The following is a 2174-nucleotide window of genomic DNA, read 5'->3' on the forward strand; positions in this document are numbered from 1 at the left end:
GATCGGAAGCGCAAGTGGTTGAAGTTGCAAAGGAAACTTTGAAAACTTCTTAAAATAACCGCTTGACAGATACAGAGGCTGCTGTAGAATGCGCGCCTCGGTTGAGACGAAAGACTTAACCAACCGCTCTTTAACAACTGAATCAAGCAATTCGTGTGGGTGCTTGTGGAGTCAGACTGATAGTCAGAAAGATTATCAGCATCACAAGTTACTCCGCGAGAAATCAAAGATGTAACCAACGATTGCTGAGCCAAGTTTAGGGTTTTCTCAAAACCCAAAGATGTTTGAACTGAAGAGTTTGATCATGGCTCAGATTGAACGCTGGCGGCAGGCCTAACACATGCAAGTCGAGCGGTAGAGAGAAGCTTGCTTCTCTTGAGAGCGGCGGACGGGTGAGTAATGCCTAGGAATCTGCCTGGTAGTGGGGGATAACGTTCGGAAACGGACGCTAATACCGCATACGTCCTACGGGAGAAAGCAGGGGACCTTCGGGCCTTGCGCTATCAGATGAGCCTAGGTCGGATTAGCTAGTTGGTGAGGTAATGGCTCACCAAGGCGACGATCCGTAACTGGTCTGAGAGGATGATCAGTCACACTGGAACTGAGACACGGTCCAGACTCCTACGGGAGGCAGCAGTGGGGAATATTGGACAATGGGCGAAAGCCTGATCCAGCCATGCCGCGTGTGTGAAGAAGGTCTTCGGATTGTAAAGCACTTTAAGTTGGGAGGAAGGGTACTTACCTAATACGTGAGTATTTTGACGTTACCGACAGAATAAGCACCGGCTAACTCTGTGCCAGCAGCCGCGGTAATACAGAGGGTGCAAGCGTTAATCGGAATTACTGGGCGTAAAGCGCGCGTAGGTGGTTCGTTAAGTTGGATGTGAAATCCCCGGGCTCAACCTGGGAACTGCATCCAAAACTGGCGAGCTAGAGTATGGTAGAGGGTGGTGGAATTTCCTGTGTAGCGGTGAAATGCGTAGATATAGGAAGGAACACCAGTGGCGAAGGCGACCACCTGGACTGATACTGACACTGAGGTGCGAAAGCGTGGGGAGCAAACAGGATTAGATACCCTGGTAGTCCACGCCGTAAACGATGTCAACTAGCCGTTGGGAGCCTTGAGCTCTTAGTGGCGCAGCTAACGCATTAAGTTGACCGCCTGGGGAGTACGGCCGCAAGGTTAAAACTCAAATGAATTGACGGGGGCCCGCACAAGCGGTGGAGCATGTGGTTTAATTCGAAGCAACGCGAAGAACCTTACCAGGCCTTGACATCCAATGAACTTTCCAGAGATGGATTGGTGCCTTCGGGAACATTGAGACAGGTGCTGCATGGCTGTCGTCAGCTCGTGTCGTGAGATGTTGGGTTAAGTCCCGTAACGAGCGCAACCCTTGTCCTTAGTTACCAGCACGTCATGGTGGGCACTCTAAGGAGACTGCCGGTGACAAACCGGAGGAAGGTGGGGATGACGTCAAGTCATCATGGCCCTTACGGCCTGGGCTACACACGTGCTACAATGGTCGGTACAGAGGGTTGCCAAGCCGCGAGGTGGAGCTAATCCCATAAAACCGATCGTAGTCCGGATCGCAGTCTGCAACTCGACTGCGTGAAGTCGGAATCGCTAGTAATCGCGAATCAGAATGTCGCGGTGAATACGTTCCCGGGCCTTGTACACACCGCCCGTCACACCATGGGAGTGGGTTGCACCAGAAGTAGCTAGTCTAACCTTCGGGAGGACGGTTACCACGGTGTGATTCATGACTGGGGTGAAGTCGTAACAAGGTAGCCGTAGGGGAACCTGCGGCTGGATCACCTCCTTAATCGACGACATCAGCTGCTTCATAAGCTCCCACACGAATTGCTTGATTCATTGAAGAAGACGATTGGGTCTGTAGCTCAGTTGGTTAGAGCGCACCCCTGATAAGGGTGAGGTCGGCAGTTCGAATCTGCCCAGACCCACCAATTACTGGTGCACCCTGTAGCGATACGGGGCCATAGCTCAGCTGGGAGAGCGCCTGCCTTGCACGCAGGAGGTCAGCGGTTCGATCCCGCTTGGCTCCACCATTACAGATTGGTGTCCATCGTTTAAAGCTTAGAAATGAGCATTCCGCTGATAGGCGATGAATGTTGATTTCTGATCTTTATCAGAATCGTTCTTTAAAAATTTGGGT

General features: G+C 51.7%; 2 tRNA genes and 1 rRNA gene. All 3 read left to right on the forward strand.

Features of this window, described 5'->3' with window-relative positions:
* Positions 1-286: 286 nt before the first annotated feature.
* The 3 genes from DK261_RS08640 (at position 287) to DK261_RS08650 (ending at position 2067) form a co-directional block, all read left to right on the forward strand.
* Positions 287-1823, forward strand: a 16S ribosomal RNA gene (locus DK261_RS08640).
* Between the two features lie 65 nt (positions 1824-1888).
* Positions 1889-1965, forward strand: a tRNA-Ile gene (locus DK261_RS08645).
* Positions 1966-1991: 26 nt separating this feature from the next.
* Positions 1992-2067, forward strand: a tRNA-Ala gene (locus DK261_RS08650).
* The last annotated feature ends 107 nt before the right edge of the window (positions 2068-2174 follow it).

The organism is Pseudomonas sp. RW409, assembly GCF_003184125.1.
Taxonomy (GTDB): domain Bacteria; phylum Pseudomonadota; class Gammaproteobacteria; order Pseudomonadales; family Pseudomonadaceae; genus Aquipseudomonas; species Aquipseudomonas chlororaphis_I.